We start from the raw sequence: 18,731 nt of genomic DNA, 5'->3' as shown, positions 1-18,731 counted from the left end.
CGTAAAACGACCTAAAGAAGGTCGTCCAGATCCGGGTTCAGCCGCTTGAGGACTTCGGAGTGCAGGATGGAATTCGTGGCCAGGGCGTTGCCGCCGAACGGTCCGTCCTGGCCCTCCAGGGAGGTGAAGCGGCCGCCGGCTTCGACCACGATGGGCACCAGTGCGGCCATGTCGTACAGATTCAGTTCCGGTTCGCAGGCGATGTCAACGGCACCTTCGGCCACCATGCAGTAGGACCAGAAATCGCCATAGGCGCGTGTTCGCCACACGTCTTCGGTCAGTCCCAGGAATTCATCCAGGTTGCCGCGTTCCTTCCAGCCGCCCAGGCTGGAATAAGACAGGGAGGCATCCGAGAGCTTGGAGACGTCCGAGACCCGGAGCCGCGTTGCGGCCGCGAGGGACTTGCCCATGTAGGCGCCGGAACCCTTGGCGGCCCACCAGCGCTTGCCCAGCGCGGGTGCACTGACCACTCCCACCACGGGTTCGCCTTCGTCCACGAGGGCTATCAGGGTGGCCCACACCGGGACGCCGCGGACAAAGTTCTTGGTGCCGTCGATGGGATCAATGATCCAGCGGCGGGAGCCATGGCCCGAACTGCCGAATTCCTCGCCCAGCACGGCGTCGCGGGGACGCGAGCGGGACAGCTGGCCGCGGATGGCTTCCTCCGCGGACTTGTCCGCGTCCGTGACCGGCGTCAGGTCCGGCTTGGTCTCGATGCGGAGGTCCAGTGCCTTGAAGCGGCTCATGGTCTGGTCATCCACGGAATCTGCCAGCACATGGGCAAGGCGCAGGTCATCGTTGTAGCTCGAAGCGGGTTGGATCATGGTTACAAACTACCGTCTCCGGGCCGTGGGGTTGGGGACGTCGGCTTTTGGCCGCTAGCCTATGCTGCCCAGTTCCTTGGTTTCCTGGCCAACCAGGCGCGGATCAGTGCCGAGCAGCCGCCGCAGGGATGCTAGCCGGGCCGGGCCAGTGGGGCCCGCTTGACCGGCCGCCACCCAGGAATCCACACCGCAGTTGACAGCCGCGGTGTTGTGCTTGCAACCACGCTCGCAGGCATCCGTGCCCGGTTCCAGGTCCGGGAAGGACCGCAGGATCCGGTCAGGGTCCACATGGGCCAGACCGAACGAACGGATGCCAGGGGTATCGATGATCCAGCTTCCGGCGGGAGCTCCCGTCAGCTTCAGGGCAAGGGCCGACGACGACGTGTGGCGGCCGCGGCCGGTCACCGCGTTCACACCACCGGTGGCCCGTTCGGCCCCGGTGAGCGCATTGACCATGGTGGACTTGCCCACGCCGGAATGGCCCAGCATCACCGAGACCTTGCCCTCGAGGTACGCGCGGAGCTGCGAAACCGCGTCTCCGTCCAGGCGGGCAGAGAGGCCGTCATCGGAGCGGGCATCAATACCTGAGGCCTCGGAGTCCGACGTACGGCTGATGATCACCGGGAAGTCCAGGTGTTCGTAGTTGGACAACAGTTCCGCGGGATCCCTGACATCCGCCTTGGTGACGAGCAGCAGCGGCTCGATGCCGGCGTCGTACGCGGCCACCAGGGCACGGTCAATGAAGCCGGTGCGTGGCTCCGGGTTTGCGGCGGCCACCACCACCACCAGCTGATCGGCGTTGGCCACCACCGCACGCTCGATCGGATCAGTGTCATCGGCGCTGCGGCGCAGCAAGGTCCGGCGTTCCTGGATCCGGACCAGCCGGGCCAGCGTGTCGGGCTCCCCGGACACATCGCCGACAAGGGAGACGAAGTCGCCGGCCACCACGGGGGAGCGGCGCAGTTCGCGGGCCCTCGCGGCGATGATGATCCGTTCGTCGCCCGAGTCCTCACCGACGACGGCGGTGTACCGGCCGCGGTCCACGGTGATGATGCGGCCCGTGACGGCGTCGTCGTGGCTGGGGCGGTCCTTCGTGCGCGGCCGGGAGCCCTTTTTGCTGGGCCGGATCCGGACGTCGGACTCGTCCCAGGAATCAGTGCTGCGTGCCACCAGCGGAACCTTCCGTGGCGTCGCCGGCGGCCGCGCCCTGGGTGAGCATGTCCGCCCACATCTGCGGGAATTCCGGCATGGTCTTGGCCGTGGTGGCGATGTCCTGGACCTCGATGCCCGGTACTGCGAGGCCGAGGATGGCGCCGGCAGTGGCCATCCTATGATCCGCATAACTGTGGACGACGCCGGCGTGCAGCTTTGCCGGGCGGATCACGAGGCCGTCGCTGGTCTCTTCCGCGTCGCCGCCGAGGCGGTTGATTTCGGTGACGAGCGCGGCCAGCCGGTCCGTCTCGTGGCCGCGCAGGTGCGCGATGCCGGTCAGCTGTGAAGGTCCGGTGGCCAGGGCGCAGAGGGCCGCCACGGTGGGGGCGAGCTCGCTGGTTTCGTGAAAATCCGCGCCCTTGATCTCTGGCCCGCCGGTGACGGTCAGGACGCCGTCAGCCAGGATGACGTCCGCGCCCATATCCGCCAGGATGCTGCGCCAGAGATCGCCCACCTGGGTGGTGCCGGTGGGCCAGTCCGGGATGCGGACGGTGCCGGCGGAGGCCAATGCTGCGGCCAGGAACGGGCCGGCGTTGGAGAGGTCCTGCTCGATGCGCTGATCAAAAGCGCGGATGGGGCCCGGGGCCACCACCCAGTGGTTCGGCACGGAATCGTCCACGGTCACGCCGACGCCGCGAAGTACGGCAACCGTCATGTTGATGTGGTCCAGGCTGGGCACCGGCTTGCCCACGTGCTCCAGGTGGAGTCCGTCAGTGAACCTGGCGCCGACCAGCAGGAGGGCGGAGACGAACTGGGATGACGCGCTGGCGTCGATCACCAGATGGCCGCCTTGGACTTGCCCGGTACCTTCAACGGTGAACGGCAGTGACGAGGGGGTCCCGCCGTCGTCCGCGGTCAGCGCCACTCCGAGGGCTCTCAGGGCCTCGATGATGGTGCCCATGGGGCGCTTCCTGGCGTGGGGGTCGCCGTCGAACACGCTCACGCCGGTGCGCAGCGCCGCGAGCGGCGGAACAAAACGCATCACTGTTCCGGCGAGGCCGCAGTCAATGTGCGTGCTTGACGACGGCGCCTCCTGGCTCAGCGGCGTGACCTCAAGGTCCGGCCCGAATGCTCCGTCGCCGGGCACCTCCGTAATGGTGGCCCCCAGCTGGCGCAAAGCCTCGATCATCAGGGCGGAGTCCCGGGAATGCAGGGGTGCGCGGAGACGGGACGGCCCGTCAGCCAGCGCAGCCAGGACCAGGAACCTGTTGGTCAGGGACTTGGAACCAGGCACCGTGACGGTGGCGTTGATGGGCCTGCTGGCGAAGGGAGCCGGCCAGAACGGAACGGTGTCGGTGCTGATGCGGGGGTCCGTGGCTGCGGGCGGGGTGGAACCGGTCATCCGTCCTTACGCCCCCGTTGCGTGATCCACGGCGCGGCGCACGGCCTTGTCCGCCTTGTGGAACTTTTGGCCGGTGGTCTTCCGCGCACCTGCAGCAGACTTCCGTGCGTCTGCGGCGAGATGCTCGGCACGCCAGGCCAGGCCGGGCTTGCCGGCGGTGTCCACTGAGGCGAGCAGGGCGCCGCCGCTGAGGGAGACGTTCTTGAGCAGCTGGTTCCGGCGGGCCTGGCGGCCTTCCTTGGTGCTGATGTCCGCGCTGCGCCACTCCACAAAGGTATTAAGGAGGGAGATGACGGTCAGCAGTGATGCCGAGAGGCGGCTGAACTTGCCCAGGCCGAACAGTACGCCGGCACCCACCTGCGTTCCGCCGATCACGCGTGCCAGCATTTTCTCGTCGGCCTGGAACGGCAGCGACGCGGCCGCCTTCTGCAGGAGCGGCGAGAGCTGGGTGGCGGTGTCATCGGCGTTTTTCAGCTTGTCCAGTCCGGCGACGACGAAACTGGAAGCCAGCATGGGGCGGGCGAGAGTACGGACAAAGGACATGGATTTCCTCCTGGCTGGACGAACCGCACCGAATGCGGCGGAGTCCGTTCTAGTCTTGCACTTTTGAGGAATATTTGCCTGCCGCCAGCGGTTATGAATTGCGGGTCCGCCGAACACCGGACGAATTGACACACCACGGATTGCCGGGCAGATATTTGCCTGGAACGCCCTGGCCTGAGACAGAGTGGAGTTGCCCTTGAGGTTACTGAAGGACGGGACGGAGCCCACCGGGCCCGTGGCGCTGCAGGCTCTGGAATCCGATCTTCCGGAGTACGGAACACCACGTGCCAGGGCCGTCACAGTAGACTTGAACGCAATGAGCACCCTGGATCCGGCCCTCGAGGCCATGTATGAGGCATCCGAACGCGAAGCCAAATCAAGCAGCGACGCCACTGCCAGCAGCGATGCGCCAGCAGGGAGCGGCCCACAGCCTGAAGCGGAAGTCCCTGCGACCGTTGAGGCTGTGTCCGCTGAGCCTGTGAGTGCCGAGCCTGTGTCCGCTGAGCAACCCGTGGACGTGGCCACCGAATCGGCGGAAGAACGCCGGGTCCGTTTTGAGCGTGATGCCATGCAGTACGTGGATCAGCTGTACTCGGCCGCCATGCGCATGGCCAGGAACCCTGCCGACGCGGAAGACCTCGTCCAGGAGGCCTACACCAAGGCGTTCTCAGCGTTCCACCAGTACAAGCCCGGTACCAACCTCAAGGCCTGGCTGTACCGCATCCTGACCAACACGTACATCAACCTGTACCGCAAGCGGCAGCGCGAACCGCTGCAGTCGAACTCGGACACCATCGAGGACTGGCAGCTTGCCAGGGCTGAGTCGCACACGTCCCGCGGCCTGCGTTCAGCCGAGGCTGAGGCGCTGGACCACCTGCCGGACTCGGACGTCAAGCGGGCGCTCCAGTCGATCCCCGAGGAGTTCCGGCTGGCGGTGTACTTCGCTGACGTGGAGGGCTTCGCGTACAAGGAAATTTCAGACATTATGAACACGCCTATCGGGACGGTGATGTCCCGGCTCCACCGCGGCCGGAAAATGTTGCGGGACATGCTGGCGGATTATGCCGCCGAACGAGGATTCAAAGGCGCCGTCGAATCACAGGACACGGCCGCGACCACAAAACAGGAGAACAGGAAATGAGCGACTGCCAGGGATTGGGCGATTGCGATGACGCCCGGATGCAACGCATCTACGAATACCTCGACGGGGCGTTGACCCGCGAGGACATCACGGAAATCAAGACCCACCTCGATGAGTGCCCTGAGTGCACCGAGCAGTACGACCTCGAGTGCGTGATACGCACCATGGTGAAGCGCTCGTGCACCGAGGCCGCTCCGGAAAACCTGAAGAACGCCATTTTGGACCGGATCCACTCCATCCGCCCGGTGGACGCCTGACACAAGCGGCAGCCGTCTGCAGTAGTGCCGTCGTAAAGAACAGCGCAAAGACGAAGGACCCCGGAAGCCGAGTGGCTTCCGGGGTCCTTTGCTTAAACCGTTTTCCAAGCTCTAGCTTAGGCGTTGGGGCGCTTCCCGTGGTTCGCGCCGCCACGCTTACGGTCACGACGTTTACGTGCACGCTTGCTCATAGCTGGCCTCCTTAAATGTTGGTACTCAAAAGAGCTGCCCTCAAGTCTCCCACACCATGGGACACGCCGCGAAACCGAAACGGGGTGTGGCCGGGGCCAATACTGAGCGGCGGCGCCGTCCGGCGGCTTGCTCAGCCCGTCGGCTCAGCCAGGCAGTGAGTTGCGGATGGAGATGCGCGCCTGGTCCAGCACGGTCCTGACGGTTTCCAGCGTGAGCGCGCTGAGCGGTTGCCGGGTGGCCTGCAGCCGCAGCTCCACCCGCAGGTCGTCCCGGAACGCCTGCAGCAGCATTTCCGCTTCCTTCAGCTCCCGGAACCCTTCGGACGACTGGCGGCCGGCCTTCCTGAAGTCGGCGGCCCGCGCCGTGGAGCGGGCCGCCTCTGCCGTGGCCGCCAGGTCTGCCCGCAACCCGCGCATGTTGGCGCGGATATCCGCCCGCAGGTTGTCCGCCAGGCGGCGGACGGAAGCGGAAATGTCGTTCTCGACGCCGGCGAGTTCCTCCCGGCGCTTGTTGAGTTCAGCAAGTCCAGCCGTAGTGATGCGGTAGTTGGTGCGGCGGCCGACAGACTCGGTGTCGACGAGTCCCTCTTCTTCGAGTTTCCCCAGCCGTGGATAGATGGTCCCCGCGCTGGGGGAGTAAGTGCCGCCGAACCGTTCGCTGAGGGCTTTGATCAGTTCATAGCCGTGTTTGGGGCCTGACTCCAGCAGCGCGAGCAGGTACAGCCGGAGTGCACCATGGGCGAACACCGGGGGCATCAGTGCCCCGCTTCCGGGCTTCTTGCGTCGTCGCTGCGGGCCGGCTGGCCATGGAAGATGGACGTCTTGCCGGACACTGAGTTGGTCCGGACCAGCATCAGCTTGCCGTCCGGTCCGGCAATGGTTTCCACCTTGCCGCCTTGCTGGGAGTACTGCTGGTCATCAATCACCACAACGCCGCTGGCGGACTTCGCCACGATGTCCACCCCGACGTCGTGGGGAAGCCTGATGGTGAGGTCACCGGAGACTGAATTGGCACCGAAATCGTGGGTGAATCCGAGCAAGTCAAAACTCATGTCGCCGCTGACCGTGTGCGCCCGGATGTTGCTGAACCGGCCGGAGGCGGTGACCTCGCCAGAAACGCTCTTGGCGGTCAGGACGCCGTCGTGGTTTCTCGCGATGACCTCGCCGCTTACCGTGTTGACATGAAGTTCCCCGGTGGTGCCGTCCGCCATCACTGAACCCGAGACGGTATTGAGCCGGGTGTGCCCGCTGGTTCCTGAGACGAGGCCATCGCCGCTGACCGTGCCGGCCTCCACCTCCACGCCGGCCGGCAGGGCAATGCTGATAACCGCTGAGTTGTTGCTGTTGTGGTTGACCGTGCCCATCAGGTTCTTGAACCAGCCCTGGGGGCCGTGCAGCTGATGGCGGACCTCAAGCCTGCCGTCGGTCAGCGTCACCGACACAGGATCGCCCTGGACCTCGTTGATCTCCACGCGAACAACGGCCTCCGGGTGGGTTACGACGTCGAACCTGCCGCGGACCATGCCCAGCTTCAGCGACCTGACGGGGCCAACATCGATGGTTTGCGGACCTGTGACGGTCCAGCTGTCCTCTGTCATGAATCCTCCAAAACCGCGATATATCGTGACTGATACCCCAAGATACAACGGGCCAGCGGAGCCGGTCAAGATATATCGCGACTGAGGGGGCTGGAAACCTACTCGGGGGCGTCCATGCCCAGCCATTGGAACCAGCCGCGGTGGAGGACCAGCCAGGCCATCAGGCCATAGCCCGCCTGCCCCGGCGTGCCAGTGTTGGCCGCAAGGTCCTGGCGCCACTGCTCGTGGTTCAGCAGTGGGGAGAACGTGTCCACATAGAGGTGCTTGCGCCTGGTGGTGACGTCAGCGAAAGCGGTGTTGAGATCGGCGAGCCGGCGGTTCTGTACCGGGTCCAGCGTGGGCGGCGGGCCAACGACAAAGACCTCGATCCGGTTCTGCGTGGCCGTATCCAGGATATTGGCCAGGTTCAGGCGGCTGCGGGCGGTGGAAAGGCCGAACTCGATGTCCCGGCCCGAGAGGCCGATCACCAGGCGGTTTTCGTGGTGGTCGCCGAACCGCCGGCCGGCCTCTTCCTGCCAGCGGGCAGCCAGCCCTTCCGTTCCTTCCTGGGGACAGGGGAGGGCGTACGCTTCCATGACCATTCCGTCCTGCGGAGTGCGGGCCAATACGCGGCCCAGCCAGCCGAGGGCCCTGGGGTCGCCCAGCCCGGCAAGCAGTTCATCTCCAACAGCTGCGATCCGCAGCTTCCTGTCTTCCACAAGTCCCTCTTAACGTCCGTGCCGGTTGTGGCCAACCGGCGTGGCTATGATCCATCTTCATTAAACAGAACTGCCCGGCCGGAGTCTGGTATTTCGACGTCCGGCCGGGCAGCCACTGGTACTACTTCCGTGCAAATGCCTGCTTGAGGAGCGTATCCTGCTCGGCAGCGTGCCGCTTCATGGAGCCCGCCGCAGTGGAGGCCGACGCGGGACGCGACACCAGGCGGACGCGCCGGTCCAGCGCCTCCGGGAGGTTCAGTCCCATGAACGGCCACGGCCCCTGGTTTGCGGGCTCGTCCTGTGCCCAGACAACCTCGGCGTTCGGGTACTTGGCCAGTTCCGCTGCGATTTCTTCGTGCGGCAGCGGGTAAAGCTGCTCCACGCGGACAATCGCGGTGGTCTTGTCATCGGTCTTCTGCCGGGTGGACAGGAGATCGTAGTACAGGCGGCCGGAGACCAGCAATACGCGTTCGACGGCGTCTGCCGCCAACTGCTCGTGGTCGCCGATGACGGGGCGGAAGGCGCCCGTGGTGAAGTCCTCGACGGACGACGCGGCTGCCTTCAGCCGCAGCAGCTGCTTCGGCGTGAAGATGATCAGCGGCTTGCGCGGCCTGCTGTACGCCTGGCGGCGCAGTAGGTGGAAGTGCGAGGCCGCCGTGGTGGGATTGGCGACGATCATGTTCTCTTCGGCGCACATCAGCAGGAAGCGTTCGATGCGTGCCGAGGAGTGGTCCGGGCCCTGGCCTTCGTAGCCGTGCGGCAGCATCAGGACCAGGGAGGAGCGCTGACCCCACTTCTGCTCGGCCGAGGAGATGAACTCATCGATGATGGTCTGCGCGCCGTTGACGAAGTCACCGAACTGCGCTTCCCACAGCACCAGGGCATCCGGGCGTTCCACCGAGTAGCCGTATTCGAAGCCCATGGCCGCGTATTCGGACAGCAGGGAGTCGTAGATCCACAGCTTGGCCTGGTCATCGGAGAGGTGGCCCAGGGGCAGCCACTCGCCGCCATTGGCGCGGTCGTGGAACACTGCGTGGCGCTGCACAAACGTGCCGCGGCGCGAGTCCTGGCCGGCAAGCCGGACGGGAACGCCTTCCATGATCAGCGATCCGAAGGCCGCGATCTCGCCAAAGCCCCAGTCGATGCCGCCTTCGCGGGACATCTGCTCGCGCTTCTCAAGGAGCTGCTTGAGCTTGGCGTGGACGGTGAAGCCCTCGGGGATCTGGACGTGAGCCTTGCCGATGTGCGCCAGGGTCTCCGGCGAAATGGCAGTGGAGGCCGGGGCATTGGCGCCGAAGTCAGCCTGCTGGGCGATGGGACGCTCAATGTCGGAGACTGCGGCGGAGTCGGCGGTGATGATCGGGATGGGCGAGGTCTGCGCCGCGTGTGTTTCGGCGAAGACCCGTTCCAGACGTTCTTGGTAGTCGCGGAGCAGCTGCTCGGCTTCTTCCTCGGTGATATCGCCACGGCCGATGAGTGCCTCGGTGTACAGCTTGCGGACGGAGCGCTTGGCTTCGATCAGGTTGTACATCATGGGCTGGGTCATCGAGGGGTCGTCACCCTCGTTGTGGCCACGGCGGCGGTAGCACACCATGTCGATCACAACGTCCTTGTGGAACCGCTGGCGGAACGCGTAGGCGAGCTGCGCGATGCGCACCACTGCCTCGGGATCGTCACCGTTCACATGGAACACAGGCGCCTGGATCATTTTGGCGACGTCCGTGGAGTACGTGGACGAGCGTGACGACGACGGCGCCGTGGTGAAGCCCACCTGGTTGTTGACCACCACGTGGATGGTGCCGCCGGTCCGGTAGCCGCGGAGCTGGGACAGGTTCAGCGTCTCGGCAACCACGCCCTGGCCTGCGAAGGCAGCATCGCCGTGGACCATCAGGGGCAGCACCGGGAAGGCCTCGCCCTGGTCCAGGCGGTCCTGCTTGGCGCGGACGATGCCTTCGAGCACGGAGTCGACCGCCTCGAGGTGGGACGGGTTGGCGGCGAGGTAGACCTTGGTCTCGTTGCCGTTTTCCGAGGTGAACGTGCCTTCGGTACCGAGGTGGTACTTCACGTCGCCGGAGCCCTGCACGGAGCGGGGATCCTGCGTGCCTTCGAATTCGCGGAACACCTGGGCGTAGGTCTTGCCGGCGATGTTGGTGAGGACGTTCAGGCGGCCGCGGTGGGCCATGCCGATCGCAACCTCGTCCAGTCCGTCGTCAGCGGCATCGGAAATGATGGCGTCCAGCAGCGGAATCAGGGATTCGCCGCCTTCCAAGGAGAAGCGCTTCTGGCCGACGAACTTGGTCTGCAGGAAGGTTTCAAATGCTTCAGCGGCGTTGAGCCGGGACACGATGCGCAGCTGCTCTTCGCGGCTCGGCTTCGAGTACGCGTGTTCCAGCTGGTCCTGGAACCACTTGCGCTCTTCCGGCTCCTGGATGTGCATGTACTCGATGCCGGTGGTGCGGCAGTAGGCGTCACGGAGGACACCGAGGATGTCGCGGAACTTGAGCATCGGCTTGCCGCCGAACCCGCCGGTGGGCCACTCGCGGTCCAGATCCCACAGGGTCAGCCCATAGGTGAGAACGTCAAGGTCCGGGTGCTTGCGCTGGACGTACTCAAGTGGATCGGTGTCTGCCATCAGGTGGCCGCGCACGCGGTAGGAATGGATCAGCTGCTGGATCCGGGCAACCTTGTTGATCTCGTCGGCCGGGTCTACCTGCAGGTCCGGGCTCCAGCGCACGGGCTCGTACGGGATCCGGAGGGATTCGAAGATGTCGTCGTAGAAGTTCTGGGCACCGAGCAGCAGTTGGTGCACAAGCTTCAGGAACTCGCCGCTGCCGGCTCCCTGGATGACGCGGTGGTCATACGTGGACGTCAGCGTCAGGACCTTGCTGATGGCGTTCTGCGCAATGATCTTTTCGCTGGAACCCTGGAATTCGGCTGGGTAGTCCAGGGCGCCGACGCCGATGATGGCAGCCTGTCCCTTGGACAGACGCGGCACGGAGTGAACGGTGCCGATGCCGCCGGGGTTGGTCAGGGACACGGTGGTGCCGGAGTGGTCATCAGCGGTCAGCTTACCTGCACGGGCACGCTTGATGAGGTCTTCATAGGTGTGCCAGAACTCGGAGAAGTTGAGGGTCTCCGCCTTCTTGATATTAGGCACCATGAGCAGGCGGGTGCCATCCGGCTTGGGCATGTCAATGGCGATGCCGAAGTTGACGTGGGCCGGCTGGACAGCGCTGGGCTTGCCGTCGATTTCGTCGTAGTAGACGTTCATCGAAGGGAACTGGGCCAGTGCCCGGATCACGGCGTAGCCGATGAGGTGCGTGAAGGAAACCTTGCCGCCGCGTGCACGGGCGAGGTTGGAGTTGATGACCACGCGGTTATCGATCAGCAGCTTGGCCGGAATAGCCCGGACGCTGGTGGCCGTGGGCACTTCAAGGCTGGTTACCATGTTGGTGGCAATGGCCTTGGCCGGGCCGCGAAGAACGGAGACCACGTCTTCTTCCGGGGCCGTGGGTGCCTTGACGTTCTTGGGAAGCTGGGCCGGAATCGGCTGGGCCCCGCTTCCGGGCTCGGTCTTCTTCGCGCCATCGCGGGCGACCGTAGCGGGAGCTTTCTTTGCCGCCGCGGGGGCGGTGGCCGGCGCCGCCGGCTGTGCGGCCGGCGACGTTGCCGGTGCAGCAGTTGCAGAAGCCGGAGGTGCCGACGGCACAGCCGGCATTTCGCGGGTTGCTGGGTGGGCCACGGCTACCGCCGTGCTTCCGTTGGAAGAAGAACCGCTGCCTGAATCGAAGGACTCGAAAAGGGGCCACCATTTGGTATCCACTGTGTTCTTGTCTTTCTGATACTGCTCGTACAGTTCGTCAACGAGCCACTCGTTTCCGCCAAATTCCTCTGGTAGACGGTGGCTAGGCTGCTCTGGCACTTGAAATACGCCTCTTCCATGAGTTTGATTTCTCTCTGGCCGCCACGGTGCCGCAGCACAACATTCGAACCAGTCTCTGCGTCCTGAACCCGGACCGATGCCAGTCTAATGAGCATTCTGTGTTAACTGCCAATATCGGTGACCCAAATCATGGCAATGACGCGGAGATCACGGATTGTGGCGTCCGGAAGCTTTCCCGGTGCGGGCGCGACGCGACCTCCCAGCGCCCAGCCGAAAGGCGCAATCTGCTCCTGTAGACTGAAATTCTTATGGACAGTAAATCTAGGTGCCGGCCTGGGGGCTGTCAGCGGAGCATGAAATACAGCACCGCGCAGTCCACCCGCAGAGCCGGCAAACCCCGAACACGCGCCCATCACTCTCCGTCAGCCCACCCCGGCGGAGCCCCTATGGAAACAGCATCGGCTTCGGCCGATCATCCTCCGCCGGGCCGTTTCCCCCGGCCTCGCACCATTGCCTCCGGCCTTCGGGCGGGATGCTGAATGGAGTGGTTCCTCCTCGCGGCAGGCCTCCTGCTGATTGCCGGCACCGGCTTTTTCGTCGCCGTCGAATTTTCCCTGATTGCCCTTGACCAGGCCACGGTCCAACGTGCCATCGATAACGGTGACACGGGTGCCGTCCCGCTGCTCAAGTGCCTGAAATCCCTCTCAACCCAGCTTTCCAGCTGTCAGCTCGGCATTACGCTCACCACGCTTCTGACCGGCTACGTGATGGAACCGTCGGTGGGCCGCCTCCTCGAGGGCCCGCTGGCCGCCGTCGGAATTCCCGAAGTGGCTGCGGCATCCGTTTCCCTGGTTATCGCCATGGTGCTGGCCACGCTGCTGTCCATGCTGCTGGGCGAACTGGTGCCCAAGAACATGGCGATTGCGCTGTCGTTCCAGGTTGGCAAAGCATTGGCACGGCCCCAGTTGGTCTTCACGGCCATCTTCAAGCCCGCCATCGTGGTGCTCAACGGTTTTTCCAACAAGGTACTGAATGTCTTTGGCCTGGAGGCCAAGGAAGAGATTTCCGGTGCCCGGACGCCGGCCGAGCTCGCCTCCCTGGTGCGGCGCTCCGCCGCCATGGGAACGCTCGACGCCGGGACGGCCAACTTTGTGGCGCGGACCCTTAACTTCTCAGCCCGGACGGCTGCCGACGTTATGACGCCGCGGATCCGGATGGAGACCATCGATGCCGACCAGCCTGTATCGGACATCCTTGACGCCGCCCGGCGCACCGGGTACTCCCGTTTCCCCGTCATCGGGGAATCCTCCGACGACATCAAGGGCCTGGTCCACGTCAAGAAGGCCGTTGCGGTGCCGTGGGACCGGCGGGCCAACCTGGAGGCCGGAGCCATCATGACCGATGTCCTCCGCGTGCCGGAGACCATCCACCTCGATGCGCTCCTGGCCGAGCTGCGGGAGGGAAACCTCCAACTCGCGATCGTCCTGGATGAATACGGCGGAACCGCCGGCATCACCACCCTTGAGGACCTGGTGGAGGAAATCGTCGGAGAAGTGTCCGACGAGCACGACAAGGTACGCCCGGGACTGCTCCAGAGCGCCTCCGGCGACTGGTACTTCCCCGGGCTGCTGCGCCCTGACGAGCTTTCCGAACAGATTCCGGGGCTGACCGTTCCGGACGAAGCCGCCTACGAAACGGTGGGCGGGTACGTCATGAGTGAGCTGGGACGGATCGCCGCAGTGGGGGACACCGTCGAGGTCAGCGGCGGCACGCTGAGAGTGACCAGGATGGACGGCCGAAGGATCGAGCGGATCTCCTTCCATCCGGCCGCGCCCGTAGTGGAGCCTGCTCCGGCCGACAGGAGGGAACGATGAGTGACTGGGCCGGAATTGCCTGGCTGGTTGTCCTCCTGCTGGGGAACGCGTTTTTTGTCGGCGCCGAGTTCGCCGTGATGTCTGCCAGGCGCAGCCAGATCGAACCTCTCGCCGAAGCCGGTTCCAAGCGGGCGCAGACCACGTTGCGCGCCATGGAAAACGTCTCCTTGATGCTGGCCTGCGCGCAATTGGGCATCACCGTGTGCTCGCTGTTGATCCTGCAGGTCGCCGAACCGGCCATCCACCACCTGATGGCGGCGCCGCTGGAAGCTGTTGGGCTGCCGGTGGAAGTTGCCGACGTCGCAGCGTTCGCCATCGCCTTGATGGTGGTGACCTTTCTCCACGTGACGTTCGGCGAGATGGTGCCTAAGAACATCTCGGTATCGGTGGCGGACAAGGCTGCCTTGCTGCTGGCCCCGCCGCTGATGTTTGTTGCGAAGCTGGTCAACCCGGCCATCGTCGCGCTGAACTGGTCCGCCAACCACATCCTCAAGCTTCTGCGGATTGAGCCCAAGGATGAGGTGAACTCGTCCTTCACGCTCGAGGAAGTCCAGTCGATCGTGCAGGAATCCACCCGTCACGGGCTGGTGGACGATGATGCGGGCCTGATCACCGGCGCCCTGGAATTCTCCGAATACACGGCGTCGCACATCATGGTTCCGCTGAACGATCTGGTCATGCTGAAGGCGGCCACCACCCCGGTGGAATTTGAAAAAGCCGTCAGCCGGACCGGGTTCTCACGGTTCCCGATGCTCGACGATGACGGCATGTTGTCCGGCTACCTCCACGTGAAGGACGTGCTGTCCATTCCCGAGTCGGATTACCAGCACCCCATCGCCGAGAGCAGGATCCGCTCCCTGGCGAACCTCGCGCTGGACGACGAAGTTGAAACGGCCATGTCCGTCATGCAGCGCACGGGCTCACACCTGGCCCGCGTGATAGGTGCTGACGGGCAGACCCACGGCGTCCTCTTCCTGGAAGACGTGATCGAGCAGTTGGTGGGAGAGATCCGGGACGCCACGCAGGCCACCGGCATCAGGAGGCTGGGCGAGCCGAACGGTGACTGAGCGCGCCCGGGTCCGCAGGGGACCGGCCCGGCTATCCTAAATAGGAATCATTCACATTTAGGGGTAAGCTTTTTGGAGACGCAAAAGTCCATCCCTGTACTGAACTGAGGTTTCCGTGGGCCACCCCGCCGCCATCCGAACGTCCCTCGCAGCCCTCGCCGGGGTGAGCCTGCTGCTCACCGCCTGCGGCTCCGGAGGCGGTGCAACGTCGGCGACGTCCGGCGCCGACTCATCTGCCGGCGTCGTCGACGTTGTGGCCTCTACCAACGTGTACGGGGACATCGCCGCGATCATCGGCGGGGACAAAGTCAACGTCACCGCCATAATCACCAAGACCAGCCAGGACCCGCATTCGTACGAGGCCACCGCGCAGGACCGGCTGCTGGTGTCCAAAGCGGAACTGGTGATCGAGAACGGCGGCGGCTACGACGCCTTCCTCCACAAGATGGCCGACGACAGCAACATCCCGCACAGCAATATCGTCACGGCCGTGGAGGTAGGCGGCCTGGCGCTGGCGCCGGAGGAAGCGCACGCCGATTCGTCGCCGTCGCCGTCGGTTAGCGAATCAGCCGACGAACACGCGCACGAGCCCGGTGCATTCAACGAACACGCCTGGTACAGCCTGGATGCCATGGGTAAGCTGGCTGATTCGCTGGCGGCCAAACTGGGCGAACTCGAACCGGGCTCTGCAGCTCTGTTCACATCCAATGCCGCAACCTTCAAAGCCGGGGTGGACGCCCTGGCCGGCAAGCTCGCCGCACTGAAGGCCAACGGAACAGGCGCAGCCGTGGCCGTGACCGAACCTGTCCCGTTGTACCTGCTCGAGGCAGCCGGGCTGGAGAACAAGACTCCGGCCGACTACACCGCCGCGATCGAGGAAGGCTCGGACGTTCCGCCCTCGGCGCTGAAGGCAGCCACGGACCTGGCGGGATCCAAGGGCATCAGGTTCCTGGCCTACAACGCGCAGACAGAGGGACCCCAGACGCAGGCGCTGAAAAAGGCAGCCGAAGCAGCCGGCGTTCCCGTTATTGACTTCAGCGAAACACTGCCCGAAGGCAAGACGTACCTGCAATGGATGACGGACAATGTTGACAACGTCAGCAAAGTTTTGGAGAAAAATAGTTGAAACCGGTGGTCAGCCTCCGCGGGGCGTCCCTGCAGTTCGGCAAACGCTTGCTGTGGGAGGATCTCGACCTGGATATCAGGCCCGGTGAGTTTTTCGCCGTCCTGGGCCCCAACGGCAGCGGAAAGACCAGTTTCCTCAAGGTTCTCCTGGGCCTGCAGGAACTGCAGTCCGGCACTGCCACGCTTGGCGACCGTCCCGTGGAGCGGGGCAGTAACCTGATTGGCTACATTCCGCAGCAGAAATCCTTTGCTCCGGATACCCCCATGCGTGCCCGGGACCTGGTGGGGCTCGGCGTGGACGGCCACCGCTGGGGGCTGCGGCTGGGCATGTCCCGGGCAAACCGCAGGATCGATGAGCTGCTGGAACTGGTGGGCGCCAGTGACTACGCCAAAGTCCCGGTGGGCCAGCTCTCCGGCGGCGAGCAGCAGCGCCTCCGGGTGGCCCAGGCGCTGGCCACGGACCCTAAGGTCCTTCTCTGCGACGAACCGTTGCTGTCCCTGGACCTGCACCACCAGCAGGCCGTCAGCGCGCTGATCAACAAGCAGTGCCACGCCCAGAACAGCGCGGTGGTTTTTGTCACCCACGAAATCAATCCCATCATCGATTACGTTGACCGGGTGCTGTACCTGGCCGGCGGGCGGTTTCGGGTGGGTACGCCGGAAGAGGTCATGACCACCGAGGTCCTGTCAGAGCTGTACGGCAGCCACGTGGAAGTCATCCACGCGAACGGGCGCATCGTCGTCGTCGGCCTGCCCGACGCAACCACGCACCACCATGCCGATGTCCACGCAACGGTGGGGGAGGTGGCCTGATGGATGCGGACAGCATCATCGGAGCGATCTTCAGCTTCGAGAACTACGGCGAGCTGCTGGTGCTGGTCCAGAACTCCCTCTGGGCCGGGGCCGTCCTGGGCCTGCTGGGCGGGCTGGTGGGCACCTTCGTGATGAAACGGGACCTGGCGTTCGCCGTCCACGGCATCTCAGAACTCTCTTTCGCCGGGGCGGCCTTTGCGCTCCTGATCGGCGCGGACATCGTGTTCGGCTCGCTGATCGGCTCGGTGGCGGCGGCGCTGCTCCTAGGCCTGATGGGCGTCCGGGCCCGGGACAAAAACTCCATCATCGGGGTGATCATGCCCTTCGGGCTTGGGCTCGGCATCCTGTTCCTGGCGCTCTACCAAGGCCGTGCCGCCAACAAATTCGGGCTGCTTACGGGGCAGATCGTCTCCGTGGACACCGTCCAGCTCCAGGTCCTCGCCGGCGCCGCCGTGCTGGTCATCGCAGCCCTGGCGGCCATCTGGCGCCCGCTGAACTTTGCCAGCGTTGATCCCGAACTGGCCGAAGCCCGCGGGGTGCCCGTGCGGACGCTCGCGCTGATCTTTATGGTCTTGTTGGGAGTCAGCGTAGCGCTGTCCATCCAGGTGGTGGGGGCGCTGCTGGTACTCGCATTGCTGATCACCCCGGCAGCCGCGGCGCTCCGCGTGACCTCCGCTCCGGTGGCCGTGGTGGCGCTCAGCGTTGTTTTTGCCGTCACGGCCACGGTGGGCGGAATCCTGCTGGCTCTGGGTGGGCGGATCCCCATCAGCCCCTATGTCACCACGCTGTCGTTCCTGATCTACGTGGTGTGCCGCATCGTTGGCGGTGTCCGGGCCAAGAAGGGCATCAACGGCCGTCTGGTGCACGCCCGTTGACACGGTCAACCGTGATGAACCAGGCAGCGCCGGCTGTCAGAGCTTGCTGGCGGCCCTGAGGGCGGTGCAGTCCGGGCACAGGCCGAAGATCTCCACGGTGTGAGCCACCTCTGTGTAGCCGTGTTCCGTGGCGATCCGGGCCGCCCAGGTTTCCACCGCCGGAGCCTCTACTTCCACGGCTTTCCCGCAGCTGCGGCACAGCAGATGGTGGTGATGCCCGGTAACAGCGCAGCGCCGGTAGACGGCTTCGCCCTCGCCGTTGCGCAGGACGTCCACGAGGCCGTCGTCCGCGAGGGACTGCAGGATCCGGTACGCCGTTGCCAGTGAAACTGAGACGCCCTTGTTCTGCAGGATGCGGTAGAGCTCCTGCGTGCTGACGAAGTCATCCAGCTCGTCCAGGGCAGCGCTGACGGCTACACGCTGCTTGGTGACGCGCTGCTCCTTGCCGGGCGCGCTGACGGTTCCTGCGCCGGATGCAGCGTTCGACGGCGTCGCGTCAGTTTTGGTGCCGAACGGCATGAACGTACTCGCTTCCCTGAGGGACGGTGGCAATCATCAAGATTACCAGCCGGGAGCGCGCCGCCGGACGTGCCGTGGACAGGCCTGGGGCCGGACCCTAGGCTGGCGCTATGAAGCTGACAAAATACACCCACGCGTGCGTCCGGCTTGAGCAGGACGGCCGGGTGCTGGTGCTGGATCCGGGAACATACTCCGAGACCGCCGAAGCCCTGGCCGGGGCGCAGGCCGTGCTCATCACCCACGAGCACGCCGACCACGTGGACGTGCCGGCCATGGTCCGTGCCCTGCAGGGCACGGACGGGGTGGCGGTCTTCGCGCCGGCCGGAGTGGCCGACCACTTGCGGGAAGAGGCACCCCAGGTGGCAGCCCGGATCCACACCGTTGAACCCGGCTCGACTTTTGACGCGGCCGGCTTCAACGTGCGCAGCTTCGGCGGACAGCACGCACTGATCCATCCGCAGGTTCCCATCGTGGCCAACATCGGCTACCTGGTTGACGGCAACGTGTACCACCCGGGGGACTCTTTCATCATCCCGGACGGCCTCAGCGTGCAGACGCTGCTGGTTCCGATCCACGCACCGTGGAGCAAAGTCAGCGAGGTGGTGGATTTTGTCATCGCCGTCCGGGCCCCCCGTGCCTTCCAGATCCACGACGGGCTGCTGAACGAAACCGGCCTGAAGGTCGCAGAATCCCACGTGGCCCGGCTGGGCCGGAAATACGGTACCGAGTACACCCGCCTTTCCCCGCGGGAATCGGTGGAGGTCTGAAC

The 18,731-nt window shown here is 65.0% G+C and carries 18 protein-coding genes; 8 read left to right on the top strand and 10 right to left on the bottom strand.

Translation table 11 applies throughout. The annotated features are described in order from the left end of the window. Positions 1 to 11: 11 nt before the first annotated feature. The 4 genes from hisN to ACQCS0_RS13990 are packed head-to-tail and all read right to left on the bottom strand — an operon-like array spanning position 12 to position 3,921. Entirely contained in the window at positions 12 to 824 is an 813-nt protein-coding gene (hisN, locus tag ACQCS0_RS14005) for a histidinol-phosphatase (RefSeq protein ID WP_185260962.1), read from the bottom strand. Between the two features lie 54 nt (positions 825 to 878). Further along, a complete protein-coding gene (locus tag ACQCS0_RS14000; protein ID WP_354153583.1) occupies positions 879 to 1,994 on the bottom strand; it encodes a ribosome small subunit-dependent GTPase A in 1,116 nt (371 codons plus the stop codon). Then, positions 1,978 to 3,378, bottom strand: coding sequence for a 3-phosphoshikimate 1-carboxyvinyltransferase (gene aroA, locus ACQCS0_RS13995; RefSeq protein ID WP_354223792.1), 1,401 nt, complete (start codon positions 3,376 to 3,378; stop codon positions 1,978 to 1,980). The genes ACQCS0_RS14000 and aroA overlap by 17 nt, the downstream gene beginning before the upstream one ends. 6 nt (positions 3,379 to 3,384) lie before the next feature. Further along, the gene (locus tag ACQCS0_RS13990) at positions 3,385 to 3,921 is read right to left on the bottom strand and encodes a DoxX family protein (protein WP_354153585.1); all 537 of its coding nucleotides are present in this window, start codon (positions 3,919 to 3,921) and stop codon (positions 3,385 to 3,387) included. A 316-nt stretch (positions 3,922 to 4,237) separates the two neighbouring features. Between ACQCS0_RS13990 and ACQCS0_RS13985 the strand changes: the two genes are divergently transcribed. Next, positions 4,238 to 5,062, top strand: a complete 825-nt coding sequence (locus ACQCS0_RS13985) for a sigma-70 family RNA polymerase sigma factor (protein WP_354153586.1) — start codon at positions 4,238 to 4,240, stop codon at positions 5,060 to 5,062. Continuing rightward, positions 5,059 to 5,319 (top strand): mycothiol system anti-sigma-R factor, encoded by a 261-nt coding sequence (gene rsrA, locus ACQCS0_RS13980; protein WP_185260958.1) that lies wholly within the window; start codon positions 5,059 to 5,061, stop codon positions 5,317 to 5,319. Before ACQCS0_RS13985 ends, rsrA begins: the two co-directional genes overlap by 4 nt. Before the next feature lie 116 nt (positions 5,320 to 5,435). On the opposite strand, the gene ACQCS0_RS13975 is transcribed toward rsrA, so the two are convergent. The 5 genes from ACQCS0_RS13975 to ACQCS0_RS13955 all read right to left on the bottom strand — a co-directional run bounded on the left by ACQCS0_RS13975 (position 5,436) and on the right by ACQCS0_RS13955 (position 11,728). Next, the gene (locus ACQCS0_RS13975) at positions 5,436 to 5,510 is read right to left on the bottom strand and encodes a 50S ribosomal protein bL37 (RefSeq protein WP_104061284.1); all 75 of its coding nucleotides are present in this window, start codon (positions 5,508 to 5,510) and stop codon (positions 5,436 to 5,438) included. Positions 5,511 to 5,654: 144 nt separating this feature from the next. Next, positions 5,655 to 6,266, bottom strand: a complete 612-nt coding sequence (locus tag ACQCS0_RS13970; protein ID WP_354153587.1) for a PadR family transcriptional regulator — start codon at positions 6,264 to 6,266, stop codon at positions 5,655 to 5,657. Next, the gene (locus ACQCS0_RS13965; RefSeq protein WP_354153588.1) at positions 6,266 to 7,108 is read right to left on the bottom strand and encodes a DUF4097 family beta strand repeat-containing protein; all 843 of its coding nucleotides are present in this window, start codon (positions 7,106 to 7,108) and stop codon (positions 6,266 to 6,268) included. Before ACQCS0_RS13965 ends, ACQCS0_RS13970 begins: the two co-directional genes overlap by 1 nt. A gap of 98 nt (positions 7,109 to 7,206) precedes the next feature. Next, entirely contained in the window at positions 7,207 to 7,806 is a 600-nt protein-coding gene (locus ACQCS0_RS13960) for a GDSL-type esterase/lipase family protein (protein WP_354153589.1), read from the bottom strand. Between the two features lie 121 nt (positions 7,807 to 7,927). After that, on the bottom strand, positions 7,928 to 11,728 hold the full coding sequence (locus ACQCS0_RS13955) for a multifunctional oxoglutarate decarboxylase/oxoglutarate dehydrogenase thiamine pyrophosphate-binding subunit/dihydrolipoyllysine-residue succinyltransferase subunit (RefSeq protein ID WP_354153590.1): 3,801 nt from the start codon (positions 11,726 to 11,728) through the stop codon (positions 7,928 to 7,930). 500 nt (positions 11,729 to 12,228) lie between these two features. On the opposite strand from ACQCS0_RS13955, the gene ACQCS0_RS13950 reads away from it, so the two are divergent. The 5 genes from ACQCS0_RS13950 (at position 12,229) to ACQCS0_RS13930 (ending at position 17,443) form a co-directional block, all read left to right on the top strand. Then, positions 12,229 to 13,563: a hemolysin family protein gene (locus ACQCS0_RS13950; RefSeq protein ID WP_354153591.1), complete on the top strand. Its 1,335-nt coding sequence runs from the start codon at positions 12,229 to 12,231 to the stop codon at positions 13,561 to 13,563. Next, entirely contained in the window at positions 13,560 to 14,630 is a 1,071-nt protein-coding gene (locus tag ACQCS0_RS13945; protein ID WP_354153592.1) for a hemolysin family protein, read from the top strand. Before ACQCS0_RS13950 ends, ACQCS0_RS13945 begins: the two co-directional genes overlap by 4 nt. A gap of 115 nt (positions 14,631 to 14,745) precedes the next feature. Continuing rightward, positions 14,746 to 15,756, top strand: a complete 1,011-nt coding sequence (locus tag ACQCS0_RS13940) for a metal ABC transporter solute-binding protein, Zn/Mn family (RefSeq protein WP_354153593.1) — start codon at positions 14,746 to 14,748, stop codon at positions 15,754 to 15,756. After that, complete coding sequence (locus ACQCS0_RS13935) at positions 15,753 to 16,568, top strand: metal ABC transporter ATP-binding protein (protein ID WP_354153594.1); 816 nt, start codon at positions 15,753 to 15,755, stop codon at positions 16,566 to 16,568. Before ACQCS0_RS13940 ends, ACQCS0_RS13935 begins: the two co-directional genes overlap by 4 nt. Then, positions 16,568 to 17,443, top strand: a complete 876-nt coding sequence (locus ACQCS0_RS13930) for a metal ABC transporter permease (protein WP_354153595.1) — start codon at positions 16,568 to 16,570, stop codon at positions 17,441 to 17,443. The genes ACQCS0_RS13935 and ACQCS0_RS13930 overlap by 1 nt, the downstream gene beginning before the upstream one ends. Positions 17,444 to 17,479: 36 nt before the next feature. On the opposite strand, the gene ACQCS0_RS13925 is transcribed toward ACQCS0_RS13930, so the two are convergent. Then, on the bottom strand, positions 17,480 to 17,962 hold the full coding sequence (locus ACQCS0_RS13925) for a Fur family transcriptional regulator (RefSeq protein WP_354153596.1): 483 nt from the start codon (positions 17,960 to 17,962) through the stop codon (positions 17,480 to 17,482). Between the two features lie 110 nt (positions 17,963 to 18,072). On the opposite strand from ACQCS0_RS13925, the gene ACQCS0_RS13920 reads away from it, so the two are divergent. Continuing rightward, complete coding sequence (locus tag ACQCS0_RS13920; protein WP_354153597.1) at positions 18,073 to 18,729, top strand: MBL fold metallo-hydrolase; 657 nt, start codon at positions 18,073 to 18,075, stop codon at positions 18,727 to 18,729. Positions 18,730 to 18,731: the final 2 nt, after the last annotated feature.

The organism is Pseudarthrobacter sp. S6 (assembly GCF_050156575.1).
In the GTDB taxonomy this organism is placed as follows: domain Bacteria; phylum Actinomycetota; class Actinomycetes; order Actinomycetales; family Micrococcaceae; genus Arthrobacter.
The sequence above is the reverse complement of the archived record's forward strand: the minus strand, read 5'-3'. Positions and strand labels throughout refer to the sequence as shown.